14 protein-coding genes are annotated in these 23,727 nt (G+C 34.3%); all 14 read right to left on the bottom strand.

Annotation, left to right across the window (positions count from 1 at the left end; translation table 11 throughout):
* Positions 1–1,905, bottom strand: coding sequence for a sialate O-acetylesterase (locus ACUN3A_RS16745; protein ID WP_445552429.1), 1,905 nt, complete (start codon positions 1,903–1,905; stop codon positions 1–3).
* Between the two features lie 200 nt (positions 1,906–2,105).
* Positions 2,106–2,858: an SDR family NAD(P)-dependent oxidoreductase gene (locus tag ACUN3A_RS16740; RefSeq protein ID WP_445552428.1), complete on the bottom strand. Its 753-nt coding sequence runs from the start codon at positions 2,856–2,858 to the stop codon at positions 2,106–2,108.
* A 38-nt stretch (positions 2,859–2,896) separates the two neighbouring features.
* Entirely contained in the window at positions 2,897–4,360 is a 1,464-nt protein-coding gene (locus tag ACUN3A_RS16735; protein WP_445552427.1) for an MFS transporter, read from the bottom strand.
* Between the two features lie 178 nt (positions 4,361–4,538).
* A complete protein-coding gene (locus ACUN3A_RS16730) occupies positions 4,539–5,243 on the bottom strand; it encodes a FadR/GntR family transcriptional regulator (RefSeq protein WP_445552426.1) in 705 nt (234 codons plus the stop codon).
* Positions 5,244–5,726: 483 nt separating this feature from the next.
* Positions 5,727–7,130, bottom strand: a complete 1,404-nt coding sequence (locus tag ACUN3A_RS16725; RefSeq protein WP_445552425.1) for a RagB/SusD family nutrient uptake outer membrane protein — start codon at positions 7,128–7,130, stop codon at positions 5,727–5,729.
* Positions 7,131–7,140: 10 nt separating this feature from the next.
* Positions 7,141–10,251, bottom strand: a complete 3,111-nt coding sequence (locus tag ACUN3A_RS16720; RefSeq protein ID WP_445552424.1) for a SusC/RagA family TonB-linked outer membrane protein — start codon at positions 10,249–10,251, stop codon at positions 7,141–7,143.
* A 233-nt stretch (positions 10,252–10,484) separates the two neighbouring features.
* A complete protein-coding gene (locus tag ACUN3A_RS16715) occupies positions 10,485–12,350 on the bottom strand; it encodes a chondroitinase-B domain-containing protein (protein ID WP_445552423.1) in 1,866 nt (621 codons plus the stop codon).
* A gap of 209 nt (positions 12,351–12,559) precedes the next feature.
* Positions 12,560–14,104 carry a RagB/SusD family nutrient uptake outer membrane protein gene (locus tag ACUN3A_RS16710; RefSeq protein WP_445552422.1) on the bottom strand — a complete coding sequence of 515 codons (1,545 nt, stop codon included), beginning with the start codon at positions 14,102–14,104 and terminating at the stop codon, positions 12,560–12,562.
* Between the two features lie 18 nt (positions 14,105–14,122).
* Positions 14,123–17,299 carry a SusC/RagA family TonB-linked outer membrane protein gene (locus ACUN3A_RS16705; protein WP_445552421.1) on the bottom strand — a complete coding sequence of 1,059 codons (3,177 nt, stop codon included), beginning with the start codon at positions 17,297–17,299 and terminating at the stop codon, positions 14,123–14,125.
* 662 nt (positions 17,300–17,961) lie between these two features.
* Positions 17,962–19,077: a T9SS type A sorting domain-containing protein gene (locus ACUN3A_RS16700; RefSeq protein WP_445552420.1), complete on the bottom strand. Its 1,116-nt coding sequence runs from the start codon at positions 19,075–19,077 to the stop codon at positions 17,962–17,964.
* A gap of 5 nt (positions 19,078–19,082) precedes the next feature.
* Positions 19,083–19,898, bottom strand: a complete 816-nt coding sequence (locus ACUN3A_RS16695; RefSeq protein ID WP_445552419.1) for a T9SS type A sorting domain-containing protein — start codon at positions 19,896–19,898, stop codon at positions 19,083–19,085.
* 50 nt (positions 19,899–19,948) lie between these two features.
* Complete coding sequence (locus ACUN3A_RS16690) at positions 19,949–20,845, bottom strand: alpha/beta hydrolase fold domain-containing protein (protein WP_445552418.1); 897 nt, start codon at positions 20,843–20,845, stop codon at positions 19,949–19,951.
* A gap of 101 nt (positions 20,846–20,946) precedes the next feature.
* A complete protein-coding gene (locus ACUN3A_RS16685; protein ID WP_445552417.1) occupies positions 20,947–22,014 on the bottom strand; it encodes a T9SS type A sorting domain-containing protein in 1,068 nt (355 codons plus the stop codon).
* A gap of 500 nt (positions 22,015–22,514) precedes the next feature.
* Complete coding sequence (locus ACUN3A_RS16680) at positions 22,515–23,726, bottom strand: alginate lyase family protein (RefSeq protein WP_445552416.1); 1,212 nt, start codon at positions 23,724–23,726, stop codon at positions 22,515–22,517.
* Position 23,727 lies beyond the last annotated feature (1 nt).

The following is a 23,727-nucleotide window of genomic DNA, read 5'->3' as shown; positions in this document are numbered from 1 at the left end:
TTACAAACCATCGGTTCTGAAAGGCGGAGTTGCAAGCCCGTCTTTGTTATAGAGCATTACTTTTCCCGGAGCGTCATTCCATAAATACCGAACTTCTTTTGGCTCGGAAACTTTATCGCTGCTTAATTTTATAGTTTTCATGTCATTTTGCAAAGTAGCGTTTGCGGTGTAGAATTTATTATCGCTACCAGCAATCATAAAACCGCTAATCCCTGATTTAAGAGTTTCGGCAGCAAATGTTCCATTTTTGAAAGTAACCATTATTGTATTCCCTTCAATTTTCTGTTTTTCAAAAACAGGAGCCGAAGCACTCAATTCTTTTTTACCATAAGCTAGATTTCCTGCAATAGTTGCCATTCTTTTTCCAACAATCTGTTTATGAATTGGATGAATGTTGTCATCAGTACCCACATCAATCAGAACTGCCATTCCGGTATTTTTCAATTCCAATGCTTTGGCTTGTGATTCGCGAAGTGTAACCCAACTGTTATTTTGACCTGCATAATTGGGCAATTGGGCAAAAATAAAAGTGAAATCCGACTTCCATTTTTTTCTCCAATCTGTAATCATGTCTTTAAATAAATCAGCATATTCAACAGCATTCTTCGAATTTGATTCTGCTTGATACCAAATGACACCCTTGATTTTAATTCCCAAAAACGGTGCAACCATTCCATTATATAAAGAGGTCGGATATAAATTAGGATGCTGTCTTACGGGCACTTCTTCGATATTTTTGGTTCCAATTTCATATTTCCAATCTCCGGCCAAAGAAATCTTTTGCGAAGCGGTTTGTAGATACAGCGCTTCTTTTGCACTTCGGAAACCACCAATATCTCCACTATTTTTTACACGAATGGTAATTGTATTTTTACCGACTGATAACGCAGTATTGGAGATTTTATAAAAGCGATCCAAGTCTTTTATTTTACTTTCTCCAACAATTTTCCCATTGATGTAAGTGACATCTTCATTATCAACGCGGCCAATGCTTAAGAGTAATTCTTTACCGGACAAATCTCCCTGGGTTAATTCAAAAGTTTTGGAAACCCAAACAATTCCATCGCTTGGTGCTATTTTTGCAGTTTCCCATAAAGTTGGAACACTTAAATTTTTCCACGATGATGTGTCATAGGAATTGTCGAACCATCTTTCTTGCATTCCAATATCCAATTTATCCGCTCTCTCCTCCCAGTTCTTAAAATCTTTATTGTAGTTCTTAGTTAGATCCGAAAAATTGATATTTTTCATTTCTGCAATTACCTTTTTTGCAGACTCATGTTTTCCCATAACATCCTCGCTCATCCAAGCCTCAATGTTGGTACCGCCCCATGAAGAATTTATCAATCCAATTGGAACATTATATTCTTGATACAGTTCTCTTCCAAAAAAATAAGCAACAGCCGAAAATCCTTCAGCATTTTCGGGAGAGCAAGTTTCCCATTGTCCTTTCTCAATATCTTTTTGCGGCAAGCCAGCCATAGTTCTTGAAACTTGCAACAGTTTGATTTTTTCATAATTCGCTTTCGAAAGTTCTTCTTTTCCGTTTAAAGCATCTTCCAATTTCCAGCCCATATTGGATTGTCCGGAACAAAACCAAACATCTCCAATATAAATGTCTTCCAAAGTAATTGTATTGTCTTCTACAATTATTATTTTATACGGACCTCCTGCTTTTTGTCCTTTAAAATCAACAGTCCACTCACCATTTGCATTAGCTTTGGCTTCTATATTCTTGTTGTTAAAGTTAATTTTTACAGTTTTGCCGGCATCAGCCCAACCATAAATTGTGATTGGAGCATCACGCTGCAAAACCATATGGCTTGAAAAAAATTTGGGTACAGATACTTTTGCAAAAGTGAAACCTGAAGAAAGCAGTAAAAGAAAAGAAATTAGATATTTCATGACTGATAAAAAATTAAAAGTGTTAAACCAAAACCCAAAACATTAAATTGATTCATCGTTTTTGAACCAATCCAAAAAAAACAAAGCCTGCATCAAAAAAAACTTTAAATTAAACAAGTGTTTTATTGCTGCAGGCTTTTAGCTTGTAATGCATTAATGATTAAAAATCAATTAGGAATTTTTATATAATCCAAATTCAATTATATACCTAAAGCCTGACCTCCACCTATTTGGATAGTTTCAGCTGTTAAGAAGGATGCCTCATCACTTACTAAGAATGCTACAACATTAGCTACCTCTTCTGCCTCACCTAATCTACCCAACAAAATTGTATTTTTCCAAGAAGCAAAAACTTCAGGTTTAGTCGCTTTAATTTGTGCGTGAAAAGGAGTGTCTATTGTACCAGGAGAAACTGCATTTACTCTAATTCCGTATTCAGCTAAATCTTTAGCTAAAGCTCTTGTGATAGATTGCACGCCGCCTTTAGAGGTTGCGTAAATACCAGCTCCAGGACCAGCACCATTCCATGCTGCATTTGATGTATAGTTTATGATAGAAGCTTTTTCTCCTTTTTTAAGAAAAGGTATAGCGGCTCTTGAAGCAAAAAATACTGAATCAAGATTCAAACCCATAACGAATTTATATTCCTCTGTTGTCATTTCTTCAAACCTAGCTCTAATACCTATACCACCAGCATTATTTATCAGAGCATCTATTTTTCCGTATTTTTCTCCAATTTTATTGATATTAGTCGTAACTGCTACATCATTTGTTACATCAAAACTATAATACTCTGCTGTAACACCTTCTGCAGCAAGTTCTGCTACTCTTTGAGCTCCCGCTTCATCGTCTATACCGTTTAAAACGACTGTATATCCATCTTTACCTAATCTTTTTGCTACTGCGAAACCAATTCCTCCAGTTGCACCAGTTATTACTGCTACTTTACCCATTTTATTTAATTTAATTTTTTATAATATTATTTTTATATTTATTTAATCTGTTCAATTTTACCTACAGTCAAAAATACTGAAGCCAATGATAATGGCACTAAGGCAGCAAGCAATCCAAAAAGGAAAGTCCAACTTGCAATTTGACCTGCAAATAATATGGCCAAAATAGTTCCCAATACAGCAGCAGCTCCGCCTAAACCTGCTAATGAACCTACCGATTTTCCACAATGCAAATCACTAGGCAAAGTTTGAATGTTAACTATTGTAAATTGAAAACCTCCAAGTACAAAAGCCATTAATACTACTGCCATTATAGCATTTACAGCCATTACAGATGCAATTATTGCAGGAACGATAATACAACCTCCTACAAATATGGCTGTCTTTCTAGCCTTATCAACTGTAGCTCCTTTTCGTATTAAATGTCCAGAGAACCATCCACCAGCAATACTACCTAACATTGCACCTAAATAAGGAACCCAAGCAGAAAATGCTAATTCTTTGATATTAAGTCCGAACTCTTCAACTAAGTACATTGGAAGAAATGTCACGAACATCCACCAAATTGGATCAAGAAAGAACCGACCTAATATTACTGAGTAATTTTTTTTATTAGATAATAATTCACTCCAAGACTTTGCAACCTCATTTGTTACTTTCGATTCCGGTTGGTTACTCAAAATATACTCACGCTCTTCATCTGTAATCCATTTGTGTTCTTTTGGTCCCTTTTTATTAATGATTAACCATGGAATTATCCATAAGACACCTAATGAACCAACAACAACAAATGTAAGTTTCCAACCAAGTGAAATATATAACGATAAAATTATGATTGGTGCAATAATAGAACCTATTGATGCAGCCGCTCCAAATAGACCCTGAGCAAAAGCTCGTTCATTTTGAGGAAACCATTCTGCATTACTTTTAGTTGTTCCAGGCCACGGTCCAGCTTCCCCTAAACCAAGCATCATTCTGAATCCAGTTAAGGTAACTTTTCCTTGAGCCAACGAAGTAAGTGCATCAGCCAAACCCCAAACTAGCACTGAAGTTGCAAAACCTTTTCGTGTTCCAATTTTATCATATAATTTACCTGAAAAAAGTTGACTAAATCCATAAGCAATCATAAAAAAAATGGTTATGATTCCCAATTGATCCTTAGCTTGCTTTGAGGCAACTTCTGGAGAAGCGTCTTTATCTACAATTCCTAATTCGTATGCAATCCCCTGACGATTTACAACAATTTGCTTATCATTTTTGAAAGTTATTAATGCCGCTTTTTGAATAATTTCATCACCACTTTTTGAAAGAAGGCGGTAGGTATTATTTTCTGCTATAAACTGAGCTTGATTTTCATTTTGCCCAGCATCTATTTTAGCTACAAGTTTGTACTCTATATTGGCAACCCACATATAATTTAATGTACCTCTATCAAGATAATTTATTATAGTTATGAGCATTATTAATCCAATAATCCACCACCTTAATCCTTTTACTTTCATTGTATTATATTTTATTTTGAGCTGTTTTTTTTTATTTAAAAATGAACGTAACATTCCCTGTACCTGTATTTTTAAATAAGGTAAATATGATTCTTAAAATCTAAAAAATATTAATTTAGGGGATAATAGAGCTATAAAAAAACACGGAAATTGTTTTCTAATTTATCCCCTTGCTGTATTATTCAATGTTATAACAATACTGATATAGTGCTTTAAAATGCTCTTTCATTTTTTGTTTTGCCAATTGCGGGTTTTGAGCTATAATCGCCTCATAAATATCCGTATGTTCTTTAATCCCTATTGTGGCTAGATTGTCATCGCATACATGGTATTTTCCAAAATTGGTGATAATCTCCGGAGTTATAATTAACATCAAATTATTTATAGTCGCATTCCCACTGGCTTTTGCAATGGCTAAATGAAAAAGCAAGTCTTCCTGCACTGCATCTTCCCCGTTTAATACTTTTGTAGTATAAGCTTCTAAAGCCGCCTTAATCTTTCTTAAATCATCATCCGTTCTCCTTAGCGCAGCTAGCCTAACTGTTTTAAGTTCTAATAAAATTCTTGTTTCAACCAGAGATTTAAAATTGAAATCCTCCAATTCTAAAATATCGTCTATTATTCCGTTCATAGCGATTACCCCAATATTCGCAACAAAAGTACCGCTTTGTGGAATTGATTTCAGAATGCCATAGTATTCTAATCGCTGTATTGCTTCCCGAACACTGCTCCTACTTACTCCAAATTTTTCGGATAACATTCTCTCCGACGGCAATTTATCATCTGGCTCCAAATTTTTGAAATTGATATAATCCTTAATTTTTGAAATTATACTATTCATAGCCTCGGCGTGGTCTTTTTTAACGTGTACTTCTAATTTCATAAACTTATAATTTTAAATAAAATTTGGTTAACCAGATTGGTTTTTGCGAATTTACAAAAAAAAATAACATAAAAACATAATATAATTCATATAGAAAGCTATCTAAAAAACAATTTTATTTTGGTTTCAAAAACTGGTTTACCAATTTGGATAACCAAATGTACTTTCTTTTTTTAATTAAAAAAAATTAAATCATATTTTTTTTAAAATTTTTCACTATCTCTCATTTTTATAATATTTGATTTAATTAATTCCTAAAAAAGAATATATGTAATGGTCAAAATTGAACATCCTATTTTCGCTAAAATTATTCAGTATAAATTCAATTTTAATTTGAGCTTTTGGAATGATTTAAAAGCGTCAAAATCTAATCGTTACAATTTTAATTTTCGCCAAAATAATTTCCATAAGATCTAACTCATAAGTTAAAATCAGCTGGGTTATAAAAGTTAATTCAAATTATAACCCAACTGCGTAAGTACTCTAATATAGTGGGTTTTGAACCAACAAACCTTTGCTTGAATTTATTTCTGATTGTGGTAAAGGCAGCAATAAGTCTTTCGTAGCGGTAAAAGTATTTGAATAGGCACTCAATACAGTATTCGCAACACCAAAACGAATCAAATCATACAAACGTTGATTTTCAAATGCAAATTCAACTCTTCTTTGATCAAGCAACATTGTTTTAGTAATGGACGTACTGACAACAGGCGTAACAAAAGACCGGTTTCGAACTTTGTCGTATGCCGCAATTGCCGAAGCATCATTAGTTGAAGCAGCTGTTCCCATAACAGCCTCTACATACAGTAAAAGAACATCGGCCATTCTCAATACAATCCAGTCATTACCGGCCTGAGCAGCAACTATGGAATTTTTCGTGAATTTGTTGTTTTGACCATATGATGTACTCGTTGCAGGAACGGTCGTAAGGAGATTGGTTGTAAATCTAAGATCTGTCGTAGAATTTGCAGTCAAAAAAGTTCTTAAATTAGCAGTAGCATAATCCAATGCATTACCAGAAATAGTCATCTCAATTGAAAAATCCTGACTTTCAAATCTACTATCATTTACATAAGGAATAGCAAATAATATTTCATTGTTACCTTCTGTATAAAACACAGATTTGTATGCTTCCAATGTAGGAGGCGACAGGGTTTGCAATGCATATTTATTTGAACTAGTATCATTAATCAAAGTAGTTAAAAGAGGCAAGGCTGCCGAATATTTAAACTGTGTTAAATAAACCTTTGCCAACAATCCTTGGGCAGCTCCTTTAGTCGCACGACCAAATGTAGTTGCTGTTCTTAGTGGTAATCCTGCAATCGCTGCAGTAAAATCAGCTTCAATTAAAGCATAAATATCGGCAACTGGTTTTTTAGCGAAATAGGCTGTTTCTGCTGGAGTCACTAATTTATCAATCAATGGAACTTCACCATAAGCACGTACTAAATTAAAATACGCCAATGCTCTGGAAAATTTGGCTTCTGCAATATAATTTACCTTTTTAGCAGCATCCTTCATCACATCAATATGTGCTAAAACTGTATTGGCTCTAAAAATAACATTGTAGTTTGCAGTATAATACCCTGCTGATACTGAATTAGTAGGATCAACATTAAATGTTTCTAATTGTTGATACTCCCCTTCGTGGATTCTAGAAATTGCATTATCAGAACGCATTTCAGTTAAAGTAAACTCTCTCTTAGGAATCGCTTGTAATCCGTCATAAACTCCAAGAACTAAACCTAAAATATCATTATCTGTTTTATAAAATTCTTCTTCATAAGTACTGGATATAGGCTTCAAATCTAAATCATCTTTTGTACAAGAAGTTAATACTCCTAAAAGTAACAAGCTTGCGAAAGTTGTATATTTTATTTTTTTCATAATTCTAAATTTAAAATTGAACATTTAATCCAAATGAAATTGTTTTGGAGATTGGAGCTGCACCAACTTGATACCCATTTGTCAACGGAGAAGTTGATCCTGGAAAAATACCCTCAGGATTATAACCCGTATAATCTTTGGCCATAATGTACATCAAATTTTGAGCGGCAAAATAAAATCTCAATTTAGACAAGCCAAATTTATCGACAATGTCTTTAGAAAAAGTGTATCCTAAATTGATGTTTCTCAAAGCTATATAAGAAGCATCCTGAACATCATCACTGGTAAAAATTCTTTGTTGTACTAGAGCACCATCAGGAAAAGCTGTTTGAGCTGGTGTAAGTCCATTAGCAGGAGCAGGAGATGTAGTCGTAGCAAAATCCTGATAAACATTAAACTCATTATTCATATACTGTGAATCAAGAGTTCTAACTTCTGCGCCGTGAGATCCTTGGAACATAAAACTTAAATCCAGATTTTTATATTTGAAGTTGTTCGTTAAACTCCACACAAAATCAGGATAAGGATTACCTAGAATAGTTCTGTCATCGGTGGTAATTTTTCCATCACCATTAATATCATCTACATAAACATCTTGAGGCTGACCGCTTATTGGGTACATTGGATTAACAATATATTTTGGATCAATTTCTTTAGTTTTCACATAACCATAGTAAGAGGAAATTGGGTGTCCTTCAAGTGCAATCCATTCCGCAGCACGTTTAGGATCAACAACACTGACTAAACCATCGTTCCCTTCAAAATCGATTAAAGTATTTTCATTGTGTGACAACAAAGCAGAAGATGTCCAAGAAAAATTCTTGTTTTTTATATTAGTGGAACGCAATTCCAATTCGAACCCTTTGTTTTGTACTTCACCAGCATTGGTCAAATAAGTTGAAAAACCCGTAACTGACGAAGTAGGTAAATTCAATAATAAATCTTGGTTTGTCCTTTGATAATAATCGAAAGAGAATCCGAATGCACCACCATAAAAAGCAGCGTCGATACCAGGATTGAATTCTACTAATTTTTCCCATTTTAGGTCATCATTAGCAAGATTTGAAACTGTGTATCCTGTTGCTCCTGTAGTTGCAAAACCAGTTCCAGTAGCATTAATTACAGCTTGACTAGCGTATTCATCTATTCCTGCATTGTTACCTGTTGTACCATAACTCGCTCTTACTTTTAAGTCAGTAATAACTTTGCTATCTGAAAGAAATTTTTCGTTTGAAAGCCTCCAACCAACAGATGCTGCTGGAAAATAACCAAACTTGTTGTTTGAACCAAATTTTGAACTACCATCAGCTCTAATACTCAAAGACAATAAGAATCTATCATCATAGGCATAATTTGCTCTAGATAAATATGAAATTAATCGATCCGCTTTTTGAGTAGTAAATCCACCATTATTAGAAACATTAGTTGGACTAATAGTTTTAATCAAATCATTTGTATAACCTGTTCCTAAAAGGGAGAGTGTTTCAGTAGCAAAATCTTCATACGTATAGGCCGCTACAACAGAAACATCGTGTTTGCCAAATGTTCTATGATAATCAAACAAACTTTCAAATGCTATATGGGTAGTAGTTACTGTTCCATACGAAGAGGATGCATTTGAAGCTGCAGTTACTGAAAATGCTTTAGGTGAAGCAAAATTAACATTCTTAATCAAACGGTAATCGCCCCCAATAGTTTGTTTGAAACTAAAGTGATTATTAAAATTATATTTTAAATAAGTACTCCCATACATTTTGGTTTGAAATACACGGTTCTCCCTCTCAACCACGTTAGCGTATGGATTTCCATCATTCGTGACAGTTATTGAAGTTGTTCCTGTACCTGGAGTATTTGTTGCAAGGTTATAATTGGTAAAAAATCTCTCTTCTGCATAATCCCCTATTTTAATGTCGTTTGCAGTAATAAAAGAAGGATTTACATATTTGATAGAATTTTCATCCAGATAAATGGGCAGCCAAGATTGTTGACGAATGTAATTGATATTACCCGTACCCGCAGCAAACAAACGCTGATTCGTATATGATGGATTCAACATAACTCCATATTCCGTTTTACCAGACTTTGTATCTAAATTAACCGCAAAGTTGTATTTTTTGAAATCATCAGTCAATTGAACTCCTTCATCATTATTGTAACCCAAAGAAGCCCTGAATTTTGTATTGGCAGAACCTCCACTTATAGATAAATTATGATCCGTGATCATACCTCCATTATACATAACTTCCTCCCAGTTGGTATGAGTCCCCATACGCTTAATCATTTCCATTTGAGGAGTTAGAACGCCATTGTTTTGTGCCAAAACACGTTCCGACCACTTTGCTGGACTTGACATTATGTTCTGACTTGGCACATATTTATACCCTGTAAAAGTATTGTATGAAAATATGGCATTACCCTCTTTACCTTTTTTATTGGTAATCATTACCACACCATAAGCCCCTCTCGACCCATAAATAGAAGCCGAAGAGGCATCCTTTAAAATCTCGATGGATTCAACGTTATTCATATCCAAACTTCCTAAAAAGTCGGCATCATTTCCTAGTACGACACCATCAACCACAATTAATGGACTACCCGAAAAAGACACAGAACCTTGCCCTCTTACTTTTATGGTAGGTGCTCCTCCAGCCGTAGGATTCGTTTGTAAAATAGTCACCCCTGCAACCTGGCCATTCAAAGCATCATCGACACGAGAAGTAGGTATTTGGTCTAAAGTTTTATTAGTCACTTTTGAAATGGAACCAGTCAAGTTTTTCTTTTTCTGCGTTCCATAACCAATTACAACTACCTGTTCTAATTGATTCTCAATACTGGTCAAAACTACATCCAACGTTTTTTGATTGGTAATGGTGACTACCTGATTGTTGAATCCAATAAAACTAAACTGGATTTTATCACCGGTTTCAACTGAAATAGAATACTTGCCATCTATGTCGGTTGTAGTTCCTCCTTTGGAATTAACGATAACATTTGTCCCTGGAATTGGCGCCTTGTCTGACACCGAAATTACTTTACCCGTTAATGTATATCTGCTTTGAGAAAAAGCCACTACATTAAACAATAAAGCTGTCAACAGCAAAAGTTTAATTTTTAATTTCATAGTTTAGTTAATTTAGTTAATTGTTTTTTCCAGTCAACCGAATTGGTTAACCAATTTAGCTGACAGAGTATAATTCATTTTGCATTAAAAAAAATTAAACTCTAAAAATTTTAAAATTTTTCAATACGCCCCATTTTATAGTGTTTCCTTTAATTAAAATCAAAAAAAAGAATAACAAATACCACATTACCAATCTAAAAACTGAGAATGGGAGGGATAAAAAATTTGTATTATTATTGCTTAATGATTTTATAATTCATTTGCTTTCCATCTAGGTTAACCCTTAGAAAATAAATCCCTGAAGACTGCTTTTCAAGATTTAATTGAACCTTTCCCGACACTACAGGATAAATTCCTTTTTCAACAAGCTGGCCGTGACTATTAAATAATTCTACCGCTATTTCATTTTGCGAAAAAGGAAGAGTTAATTCCAAGTACCCTTTTGTAGGATTTGGATAAAGCAAGACTCCAGAAGAAGCAGTTGGTGTAATAACAGAAAGATTTCCTTCTGGAGAATTTGGACCCACATCATTAATTGTAACTGGAAAATAAGTAACAAGATCAGCACTGAAATTATCCGCACCAGCATTGCTGATTGAAGATCTTGACTGGCCATCAATATCCAAGTTCACATTTAAAGAAGGAACCGCATCTGCAATAACTGGAGAAGTATTTGTTGCTTTCCAGATAGAACCACTTAAAGATAGGTTCGGATTTTGAACTAAAACTTGATCAGCTGTAAACGCAGGACCACCAGTAACTAGCTGTGCAGTTCCTGTAGGATACATTATATTATTAGCCCATGTAATTGCTCCCTGCTGATCTGCAAAATATTTGACTAAATTATTTTGCGATCCAACCACTATATTATTGGCTATTGTAATATCTGCCAACTTTTTATTATACGAACCATCCGCCCTTGTATACCCCAGCTCAATTCCGTACGTATTATTCACCAATGTATTGTATGCAAGAGTGATACGCTCAGGTCTGTAATGCAAACTAGGGTCGGTACTCTGACCAGTAATCACGTCTCCTTGAGTCAATGCAATTGGCGCATCCCAAATCGTACCCTGCAAACCTTCAAAATAATTATTCACAATAACATGGTCTGTCCCATACACCCTTATACCTCCTGTATGAATCGGTTGTGGTGTTGTTGGTGGAGTTGTTTGTGGGTTTGGTACGTACACTGCATCAGCCTTTCCTCCTCCAAAGAAATAATTACCTTCTACTCGAGTTCTGGCGCCCTGGCGAAGTGTTAAACTTCCAATACTTCTATTAAATGTATTATATCGAACCAGGTTATCATTCGATTTCACGGAAACAATTTCTGGATCACCATCGCAATCTTCAAACAAATTAAATTCAACGGTTGTATAACCACTGGAATTACACAACTGACTATTTCCTATTCTGATGGATTCTTTTTCATTTTCGGCTCTTGGAGAGTTATTGTAAAAATAGTTATGGTCAATTCTATCATGATGAGATTGATAATTTTCAGTTCTGGCTTGATTATAAGTCCCATCCATTGTGATAAAATTCCCCATAGTCAATTTGTTTTTAAAGATATTGTGGTCTATTCTATTATGATGACTTAACATTTGAAAAGTATAGTCATCAAAAGTCCCCACAACCACAATCCAGCTTATCTTTACCGCAGCCGTTGCAGTTTGTTCAAAAACATTCTTTGTAATTCGAACATTATTGGATGCCTCCAATTTTATCAAAGTACTGTTGCCTGTGCAATTAAACACAAAACCTTCAAAATTAATATAAGCTGATTTTTTAATTCCAAAATTAGAATTTCCAGTTAAAACAACCCCTCCAACCGTTTCTGCCTTAATCGTAATCGGATTTTGTGCAGTCCCAATTTTGCTAATAGACGTAATAAAATCAGGGTATGTACCATTTTTAACAATAATCGTGCTACCTGGAACGGCTGCACTTACTGCGGTCTTAAAGGCAGCAAGAGTTGTAACTGTTTGTGAATGCATATTCAAACTAAAAACTGATACTGCCGCTATTGTAAAAATGAATTTAAAATTCATAATCCTAAAAAAGGCATTCTGTTTAATAAGAGTAATTATTTTCATGTTTAAAAAATTAAAGATTTTACAAAACTTTTTTTTGGTAATCCAAATTGGTAAACCAAATTGGATTACCAAATATAATGTAAATTTTACAACTTTCAATCTTTTTTACAAGAAATTATTATGCAAAAAAAACACCCAATATCGCTCTTTTACAAAAGATTAATATCGAGTGTTTCTTACTAAAAAACTAAAACCAAATTTTATATATCCTAGTAACCAGGATTTTGAGGAATTACAATATGCGAATTCGTATCTATCTCATATTGAGGAATAGGCAACAACATATGATCTGAATTTGCATTCGCTTGAAGATCTGCCAAACTTAAATTTGGAGCGGGATAATTTTTATAATGCAAAGGATACATTACTGCAAAATGACTACTCATGATTTGTTCAACTTTCAAAGTTGTTGTAGTTGTATTAAATCTCAACAAATCAAAAAATCTTTGATTTTCAAATGCTAATTCCCATCTTCTTTCATTTGCTAATGCTTTTTCATAAACAGCTACCGTTGCAGTTGTAGGCAACGCTGTAAGCCCTGCTCTTACATGCACTTGATTGATTAATCCCATACTTGCTGTAGAATTTCCATTAGCTTCCGCCAACATCAACAACACATCTGAATAACGAATAACAGGCCAATCATTTTCTGCATCATTAACAACTGCTACCGTAGAAATGTATTTTTTAACATACAATACTGCTTTTGATCCTGTTCCAAAGGTTCCAATATTAACTGCTTTTCTCTGGTCAGTGGCAGCATACGAAGTATTCAATTCACCTGCAGGAGTATTATACCCCTTACCATCTCCATTTATGACTGCTTTTCCACTATTTAATGGCGCAAATAAATTAGGAATTGAATTTCCCATGCCTAAACCACCTGCTTTAAAACGAATAGCAAAAAGAATTTCTTTGTTCATTTCATTGGTAGTAGAAAATACATTGGCATATGAACCTTCCAAACCATAACCACTATTAGCAATAACATCGTTTAACAAAACAGCCGCTTCTGCTTTTTTATTTAAGGTAAGATATACTTTGGCCAACAACGCTTCTGAGCTCCATTTGTTAGCAATTCCAAGATCAGAAGGCGGTGTAGTAGCATTAAATTTAGCACTAACTCCATTAGCTGATGCATTCACCAAATCAGCTACAATCAATTTGTAGATATCTGCTACAGAAGAACGGTTCATTTTTTTTGCTTCGTCGGGTGTTATGTCTTCGTGCACTAAAAATACCCCACCATACAAACGCACTAAATTAAAATAAGAATAGGCTCTTAAGAAACAAGCTTCTGCAGCTAAACTTTTACGCTCTGCTTCAGTAACTGGAACCACTGTGTCTTCATACTCAATTACACCCGTAGTTGGATTATAATTTGCTTTAAGAGCATTCAAAACAAGATTGGTACCTCTTATATTGTTATAAGTATTCAACCAATAGTTATAAATTCCTTGATGGGAACTTTCAGGATAAAACTCATCCAAATAACTCAAATCATTATTCACGGTTGAAGTAGTATTAGCAACCCCCATTATGGAGTTATCACTACGCAATTCCGACATCTTCCATTCCTCGAGTAAAGGTTTTTGAAGCCCACTATAACATCCCATCAATGCAGTTCTAATCTCTCCATAATTAGAATAGTAGTCTGATCTTGCGTTATTAGATTCCGGCTCTAAATCGATGACGTCATTACATCCATATAAACCTCCAAAAAGGAGAATCATCATATATTTTAATGCTTTCATAATCAAGTTTGTTTTAAATTAAAAATTAAGATCTATTCCAATGATTACTGTTTTAGGAATCGGAAAAGCACCTCTTTGGTATCCGCTAATTAAAGAACTCGCATAAGGTCCGTTATTAGAACGCCCTTCTGGATTGATTCCTCTATACCCTTTAGCTGAATTAAAGTACATGTTTTGTCCCGATGCATATAAACGTAAAGAACTTAACCCTATTTGTTTTGCCATATATTCAGGAAAATTATATCCTAAGCTAACCTCTCTAAGTGCAAAGTAAGAAGCATCCTCCACCACATAATCCGTAAGCATCCAGTTGAATCCATTCAATTCGTAAGGCGTTTTTCCATCTCCAGGATACATTTCGCTTAACCAACGATTTGTGTTGTAGTTTGTGTTACGCTGTTTAGTCTCATTGTAGTTTGGATCTCCATTAACTAACTCCCCACCTTGCACACCTTGAAAAGTAAAACTAAAATCAACCGCTTTGTAAGTAAAGACATTCGTAATTCCCCACGTAAAATCTGGGTACGGATTTCCAGTTACAGTTCTGTCATCGTTATCAAGAACATTGTCTCCATTTGTATCTACCAATTTTAGTCCACCTGGAATAAATAAATTTGGCAACGAACTTGTTAAACCACCAGCTTTAGCTTGATCAATTTGTGATTGCGAAAGCCATACCCCATCTGTCTTAAAACCATAGAATTGAACCAATGGATCTCCCACTTTATTTTGATACACTTCTGTACGCTCTCCTTGATTTCTCAAATAAGCTTCATCCCCTAACTCTCTAACCTTATTTTCCGTATGAGATAAATTGGCAGAAGTCGTCCACTTGAAATCTTTTGTTTTAATATTCGTAGTTGATAATTCAAACTCAATTCCTTTATTATTTAAACTTCCGATATTATTCCAATACAAAGGAACTCCTGTAAATGCCATATTGGCTTGTTGCAACAATAGCTCATTAGTTTTCGACTGATAAACATCAACAGAAAGATTAAACCTGTTTTTAAGTATAGAAAGATCCATTCCAAAGTTGGCTTGGTTTGTAGTTTCCCATGTGATGTCCGGATTAGCTAGAATTCCTGTTGTCGGTGTCTGTCCAGATACGGCAGAACCAGATCCCTCACCTAATGAATAGTTTGCAGAAGTCAATAAATCAACATATCCAAATTCTACAATTCTATTATTACCAGACACACCATAACTTGCTCTAAAAGTAAGTTTACTAAGCCAATCTGCTTTGCTCAAGAATTCTTCTTTTGAAACAACCCAACCTACAGAAGCGGCTGGAAAATATCCCCATTTATTACCCGCACCAAAGTATGAACTACCATCTGCACGGAAACTGGCAGACAATAAATACTTACCCGCATAAGAATAATTAATTCTTCCCAAATATGACAACAAACCGATTGGAGTCTCATAACTAAAAGTACCATTTTTATCAAACTGCAAAGCATTATTTAGAGTATGTATCTTATCACTCGGAAAAGACAGACCTGTGGTTTGTATATTGCTCTTTTGTGTTTTCTGAACAGTAAATCCAGCTAAAGCATCCAAAGAGTGCTGTCCAAATGACTTTTTATAATTCAACGTGTTTTCAGACAACAAATCAATATAAGTATTATTAATGTAAACAGCTTTATTTACAACTCCATCTCCTGTTGCATCTCTATCTGCCCATTCCTGTCTTTTGGCATAATTCATATACACACTTCCCATAGTTTTAAAATCCAGACCTGGAAGTATATTAAAAACTAGGTTTGCACTACCTTGGAATCTATATTCGTCAGTAGTAATTTCCTGGCTAAGAAGAGAACCCATAGGATTATTTTGTGCCGAGTTAAATGGACTTGCAACCGTTGGCGCCCACATAGTTCCATCTGGCATAATTCCAGAGTAAGTCAAATTATTAAAATGTCTTGGATGTGCATAATCTCCTGCTTTTACACCAGACCATAGACTATTTTGACGTACAAATGCCGCTGTTGTCTCATTGTGATAAATAGGGAGAAAACTTGGATAACGTATAAAATTTGTAAAATTCTCAGAAGGAGATTCTTTTGTTTGAAAAGATGGATTCAAATTAACCGAAAGTTTGACTTTTTTACTCAAATCAATATCCAACTTAGAACGGAAATTATATTTTTCGAAATTACTTTTAATCATAACTCCTTCGTCTCCAGTGTAACCTCCCGATAAAAAATAACGAACCTTACTGGTACCTCCTGTGGCACTCAACTGAATATTTCTAAATTCCCCAGTTTGCAATACCTCATCCTGGTAATCAATACCTTTACCTCCCAACATATCTTGTTCTACAACATAAGTGGCTCTGTTGTTGGCTGTAATTGTATTGTTCGCTTGATTCACACTAGGATCCGTTAATTTTAAATCGCGTTCGGCAAACAAACGTTCTACATATTCCGTAGAAGACATAACAGGATACTTACTGTAAGCTTGTTTAAATCCACTTGAATATTTAAGAGAATATTTAACCTTATCCGATTTACCGCTTTTAGTAGTAATCAATATAACACCACTTGCCCCACGAGAACCATAAATAGCAGCAGAAGCAGCATCTTTAAGAACATCAACAGATTCTACATCGGCCATGTTTAAAGAGGACAATCCATCTGGAACAGGCTGTCCGTCAATAACAATAAGCGGACTTGCACCTGCATTTACAGAACTAACTCCTCTAATAGTTATTTGAGTATCAGATCCTGCCTCTGATGAAGTATTTTGAATCTGAACCCCTGCAATTTTTCCTTGCAATGCCTGGTCTAGCCTTGATACTGCAATTTCATCCAGTTTTTCGTCTTTAAATTTTGATACAGCACCAGTAACATGGGATCTTTTTTGGGTACCGTACCCAATAACAACTACCTCATCAAGAGCATTTGTCGACTCTTTTAAAGTGATATCTATTGTTTTGTTTTTTCCCACCACAACAATTTGAGGTTCGAAACCTATAAAGGAAAACTTCACACTTGATTTAGAACTTTTGACATCTATAGTATATTTCCCTTCTATATCTGTCGATACTGCTTTTTCATCAAAGGTGATTGTAACGTTCGGTATTGGCATTCCTTTTTCATCTATCACAGTACCTGAAATTTTTAGCTTATCAGTCTGTGCATATATAATTGAAGTGAAAATTAGGAGAAACAGTAAGATTGGTTTATTCATAATTTATTCATTTAATATTAATTTGGTTTCTAGTTAATCGTATTTTTAATTCTGTTTAGAATTGGATAAAATCATTTTTTTCTCATTGAATCTCGTTATTGTTTTTTTTTTGTAAATAATTATTTTTAGTTCTATTTAATGGTTGTGATCAAAAAAGTGTCTCAAAAAATGATAGTATGAATTAGTATCAAATACTTTAATAATCTGCTTTTTTAACGATTCAAAATTAAAATTCGCTCACAAACAATAATCCTGAAATTGGGTAAAATTGTCCAATATTTAGATAATATCACCTTTATCTGCCTGTAATTCAAGGTCAAAAACTTCATTTGTAAAAAACGCAATCTAATCAGCTCAAAAAACTTTCAGTTGAATCGATTTTCAGTTTTCAAATAAAATTTCACAACCTGAATTTGGTTTTATTTAAATCTGGTTAACCAATTTGGTTATCCAAATATAATACTTATTTTCGAATAAAAAACAAATACTATATTTTTTTGGGGTATTTTTTAAACAATAAAAATTAAAAGAGATTAAAATAAAATAAATAATAATTTACCTTAATAATGATCTGCAGTTCCAAAGGAAAAAACTTATAATAAATTTGTTTTTAAAAAATTCCTTTGAAGCAGTTTTAGAAATTTTAGCGAGTTAAATGCATTTTATTTTTTTAGCATTTTAATCGCTTTCGTCTCAATGCTATTTTTCAAAAATGAAACGAAATACAATCCTGAACTTAAATGAGAAAGATCTAAATTTCTGGATACAATTTTTTGTGAGACAATTAATTCTCCATTAGTATTGAAGATGTGGATGCTGTCATACTCCTGCATAATTTCTTCAGGAAGTTTTAAATTATCGACAACTGGATTAGGAAACAAAACAACATCTTCAATATTCGAAGTGAAGTCATCGGTAGCCAAAGTTCCTTCTGATATGCTAAAATCTGAGAAACGGATAGAATCATCTCGCAAACTGGCATCATTAAGCAAGCTTCTATATATTCCCCATTTTGGACGAATAAAACTGTTGTCTACCCCGCCTACTCCTAATCGAATGGTGGAAATATTTGGATTGCTATAACTTAGCACCGTAACTCCATTATCAACTCTCTTAATAGTAATGGAATAGGTACCCGATGTGGCTATTTTTATGGTTTCAATTGCCTCCATCCAAATGCCTTCAAACAAGGACATATCTACATTTTTATACTTATTTGTACTTAAAGAGCTCTCTTTAACATAATTAAGTTCTAATTTATTGGGCGTCCCTTTTCTGAGTGTTAATGTAAAAATAGGATCATCATCGTCCCCACCCACCGCTTTAACCTGGTGAATGTGTGTAAAATTAGCTGAAGGCTGAAAACCAGCAGGTATTTTAAACCTCCATTTATAAGTAACGGTTTCTCCCAGAGTACCTTTCAAATTATCTGGTGACGATTCATAGGTTTTAATTTCAACTCGTTGTCGATCAAAATTTATGCAGCGATCATTATCTGGTGTTACATGGATATAAAATTCAAAAACATTTTTGTTCAATTCTGTATCAAACACTTCAGCTATATGACGCCCGAACGCACTATGCACACATTCTGGATCTTCCACAACATTATAACCTGGTGCCAAAACACTATTGATTAATTCATAAGTATTTCCTGGACCGTCAGCATTCAAAGTGATTTGTGCTTTAGACGAAAATGGATTTCCAATTAAAATTAAAACGATCCATATGTAAAAGCGAGAAAAAGTAAGATTCTGATTTACTCCTATAATTTCCATCACAATTATTTATTGGAAACGGCTCCTTCAGTTATAGAAAAATCTGCAAACCGAACGGATTCATCTCTTAATTCTTCGGGATTTTTCAGGCTGCGGTAAATACCCCATTTTGGTCTAATAAAATTATTGTCAGGTCTGATAGTCATAATATTTGCATTACTATATGAAAGTACTACTGTTCCGTCATCGATTTTTTTTATGGTCATAGAATAAGTACCATTAGCACCAACTTTAATTACTTCTGTAATTTCGACCCATGTATTTTCAAAATCCGATAAATTGGCACTAGCTAAGATATTTACATTGTCATGAACCAAATTCATTTTATTAGTCTTCCCTTTTTTAGCTGATAAACTAAAAATAGGAATGCTTTCAGATCCGCCTACTGCTTTAATTTGGTGCAAATGGGTAAAATTGGTGGAGGGCTGAAATCCAGTAGGCAGTTTAAATTTCCATTTATAAGTAATTGTTTCACCCAAGGCACCTTTCAAATTATCTGGTGAAGATTCAAAGGTTTTAATTTCAACTCTTTGACGATCAAAATTTTCGCAACGGTCGTTATCCGGAGTAACGTGAATGTAAAATTTAAAGACATTTTCTTTTAAATCAGAATCCCAAATTTCTGTGATATGACGACCAAAATCAGCATGAGCACATTCTGGATTTTCTACAGCATCGTACCCAGGAGCAAACACACTATTAATTAATTCATAAGTATCTCCTAGTCCATCTGCCTTTAATGTAACTTGGGCAAATCCCGAAAAAGAAGTTGCCAAAAACAGTATTGCCAAAGTAACTTTTGTATTATTCTGTATTTTCATTTTATTAATTTTTAGAGCAAAAATTACTACTATTGATATTATTCTAATTTTTAATTAAAAAAATTAATGCCTTTAAGAAATTCAATGATTGATTTATTAATGTCGTTGTTCATTTCTTTATCAAATTTGCCATGTCCCCCGCCTGGAACGGTGATAAATTGCGATTTGACACCTAGTTTTTGAAGCCTCTTGTATAAATCTACCGACTGTTGATAAGGAACAGTTGGATCCGCATCACCATGAACTATGAAAATCGGTGGACTGTTTTTGGTCACATACGAAATAGGTGAAACTGACTTAATAAAAGCCTCGTCTTTCGCATTATCTCCCAGCCATAATTTAGGAGAAGAGCTTTTATGCTCAGGGCCATAAGTCCAATCCCAAACATCCATAATACCATATTTATCAATGATGGCAGCAACTTTTATATTTTCAACTCCGGGACAATTGGTATCAAAACGATGATCATTAGCTAATAATCCGCCCATCAAAGCAAGATGACCACCAGCGCTTCCGCCCATAATCACGATCTTGTTCGGGTCTATATTAAGTTCTTTTGCATTTTTTATTAAATAAATCAACATACAACGGGTATCCTCGATAGCTGCGGGCGCTTTGGCCTGACCAGACAAACGGTATTCCATATTCGCTACTGCAAAACCAGCTTTAAAATAAGGATTAAAACCACCTTGAGACTCTTTCGTACCTGATTTCCAACCACCACCATGTATATTGATAATAACTGGAGTTGGTTTGGGAGCATTTGGATTAAGATACAAATCCGTTCTACCGTCCCAGCCTTTTACTTTAGTATAAACCACGTCGAGTTTAGCAACATAACCCGTTGGAATTGCAACCGGCTTTGTCGTCACAGTATCTTTTGTTTGCGCAAAAGAAGATAGAGACAGCATTGCTGCCATAACAGGTATTAGAATTCTTTTTTTCAATTTTAATGTTTTTTGAGTTAATGACTATTGTTATTGAAAATTTATGCGATATCATTTTAATTAAAAAATACCGCATAAACTATTCTATTCAAATGTTTTCTTTACTGGACAATCAGTTTTTTTGTCTCTGATTTTCCATCTTCGGTAATTTTCAGAAGATAACCTCCTTTACCAAGACTTGATACATTGATTGCTCCAGAAGTCGTTTGGGTTTGGAACACTTTTTGTCCCAAAATATTATAAATAGCAACTTCTTTTTCACTGTTATTCGCAGAACTGATATTCAATGTCCCGTTTGAAACTGGATTTGGATATACTTTTAATTGTGCTATTTCAGATTTAGACAATCCCAAAGTTGAAGCACCTCCTACGACCTCGCCCCAGTTATTAGCTCCTCTTATTTCATCTATGATCATATATGGAGTTGTTGCAGCACTATTTTTGTTAAGGCGTAATCTATCTGGTTTGATACTTCCAGTTCTAACTCCAGAAACTACCTGATCCGCTGGCTCTGTTGAAGAAATTGTTGGATTTATCCACATTTTCGCCACTTTATTGTCTATATCATATTTTGTTACCACCACGATTTCATCTCCAATAGTGAATACCGTAGGACTCCAAACAACATCTGCATCAACAGCAACAGTATTGGATGCGCCAATTCCTAAGCGAAATTTATCAGTATCCGTACTATTATCTCTTCTGATAAACACTGAACCAGCATAAGAAGTTGAACTTGTTCCCGTATTAAAGAATGCAAAACTAAAAAAGAAAGATGGAGCGGGTCCACTTGCCGTTGAAGTTCCAGAAGTTATATATGACGGAGTCGCAACAGTTCCCGTCATAAGACTAGTCACTTTCATCACAAATGAAGAATATAGTGAACCCGATTGTGGAGCTGGCGCAAAAGCCAATTGAGGATCATCTCCAGCCCTACTTATGGCCAAAGCTTCACCCGCAGCAGTTGGTAAACCATTATTTCCCCATACTGGTGATGTCGCTATCAAAGCATCATTCGTAACTGTTGATGTAGAAGCATTAGTCCAGTCTCCTTGTCCTATAACATTAGTGCCTGCTATGTAATTAAATCCTTCATATAAAGGCAGTGTTCTTTGCCCATAAGAAAGAGAAAAGGCCATTAAAATTGATAATTGTAAAATTCTTTTCATAATAGTGGTTTTTTAATTTGTGAAATAGTTTTGCAAATAATTTAAAATCTCCAAAATTGTTATTTTATTTTGGAGAACCAAACTGGTTTACCAATTTGGTTCTCCAAATGTATTATTTATTTCTGAAATAAAAAACAAATAATATAATTTGTTACGAACTTTTTTAAACATAATACATAAATGAACGATTCAAATTTAAGATGTAACACAATAATGAATGTCCAAAAATGGGATCCCAATAGTCCACTCATGAAATAATAAACCGATAATCATTCAAAAGTTTTAGTATCGTTAGTAAATCTTCGAACAAACTAATTCTATTTATAAAAGCAAAACCCTGCTCGAATCATCGAACAGGGTTTACTAAAAAAAGATCGTCCTTTAAACCAAATTAGAGGTTAGGATTATCTTGAGAATTTATTTTGAATACACCAAAGGAAATAGAAATTGTAAAATCGTTATATGAAGTCAAAAAAACTTTCTCTTAAAATCGCATGAACTTAAAAAGCCAATTGGTTAAAAGGAAGCATATACGACTTTACATCCACCTTTTTTGCCAAAGTATCATAATCCGAATTGGAATATTCATTTGAGGCGGTCTTCAAAATTCTGACAGTTTCATCAAAACCTATATTATGAATCTGCTCATATTCCCATTTCTTTTTCGAATCTATATAAGGTAGCAACCAATCCAAAGCAGCTTTAATACTTTTACCCTCCTTGGTTTGATAATGCCAAAGATCTATTTGGCAGTTTTCGGCTAAGCGGGCGGCAATAAAATAACCCTCCAAATTCATATTGGTATAATTCCAGGATTTTGTTCTTGCCAATTCGAAAGGCTGGCTTCCATCTGGTTTTAATTGACTTTCTAATCTATTTTTAAAAGTTTCAATTTCAGCTAAAGCAATTTCAGCACGATTTGTAAAAATTCCATACGAAATTACCTGAACACTGTAATGAGTTCCATGATTGTTATGTTCATCGGCTTCGTCTTTTCCTATTGGACTTTCAGTGAGCCAGGTCAAATAGTCTGAAAACCATTTTTTTAGTGCCAAATGATCGTCTTTAGACCAGCTATTTGAATTTTGAATCAAAATCGCAGCATCAATTACACGAAATAATCCTCTGGTTTCGATCAAACCTATACCTCTACCCGTATTTAACCCTGGAATAGCCTGACCAAAATTAAGATTTGGATTTTGTTTTGTTTCTGCATTTAAAAACCAAGTTTTAATTACTTCTGAAGCCCATTCTGCATATTTATCTTTCTTCGTAAAATAATAGGCCAAAGCCAAAGTTTCAGCATCATCTTCTACCAGATCCATTTCCTGAGAGTCACTAATTTTATAGTATTCCGGATTACGCAATCCGTCTTTTCTAATATATGGCAATCCATCAGGTTTGGTCGGATCTGGCCACCAATACGGACCTGTGCTCATATAATCGTGCTTATCTCCACTTGCAGGAACTTGGCTTTTATGCATAACCGAATATAATTTTTTCGCCTTTACTATCTTATCAGCTTGACGCAAAAGACTTTGGAGTGCTGCTGTTTTTTCGGTATCATTTTTAACTAGTAGTTGAGAGTTCTTTTGTAAAACTGCTCCTTCCAAAACAATAGTTTTTGGAAAATCATTTGAGGTTTCCTTTATAGTTTGTGCGGAAACACTAGAAAAGAGTAAAAGAAATGCGATGTATTTTATATTTTTCATC

This window comes from Flavobacterium sp. WC2509 (assembly GCF_052683105.1).
Note: the sequence above shows the minus strand (reverse complement) of the source record. Positions and strands in the feature narration are given on the sequence as shown.